Genomic DNA, 583 nt, shown 5'->3' with positions numbered 1-583 from the left:
TGTTGCGCTCCGCCACCTCTGGTCGTGCCCACGAAAACAGTCACACCAACCGTCGAGGTGACGACATGCGGCACCGTCGAGGATAGCTGCTGYCCGAAGGGTGTCCCGGTCTTCGACGGTATAGACCCGCGCTACAAGCGCGTCCTGTGGACGGTGATCGCGATCAATGGCGCGATGTTCGTGACCGAAATGGCGGCGGGACAGTTCGCTGGCTCGCAAGCCCTCAAGGCCGACGCACTCGACTTCCTGGCCGATACCGTCACCTACGGTTTGAGCCTGGCGGTGATCGGCGCGAGCCTGCGCACGCGAGCCACGGCGGCACTCGCCAAAGGCGTCTCGCTGTCGCTGATGGCGCTGTGGGTGTTCGGGTCCACCGTTTACCACACGCTGATCCTCGGCGTTCCGCAGGCCGAGATCATGGGTGCAATCGGCGTTCTGGCGCTGGCCGCGAACCTTGCCTCGGTGTTTCTGCTCCTGCCCTACAAGGATGGCGACGCCAACGTGCGCTCGGTGTGGCTCTGCTCTCGCAACGATGCGATCGGCAACCTGATCGTCATGGGTGCGGCGTTCGGCGTCTGGAGCA

General features: G+C 64.4%; 1 protein-coding gene. It reads left to right on the top strand.

The genetic code is table 11. The features are described 5' to 3' along the window. Positions 1-153: 153 nt before the first annotated feature. Positions 154-583: cation transporter (locus KP705_RS16305; protein ID WP_308267639.1), on the top strand; the 430-nt coding region annotated here is incomplete at its 3' end.

Origin of the sequence: Gluconobacter sp. P1D12_c, from assembly GCF_018812105.1 — a bacterium.
Classification (GTDB): Bacteria; Pseudomonadota; Alphaproteobacteria; order Acetobacterales; family Acetobacteraceae; genus Gluconobacter; species Gluconobacter oxydans_A.
The sequence above is the reverse complement of the archived record's forward strand: the minus strand, read 5'-3'. Positions and strand labels throughout refer to the sequence as shown.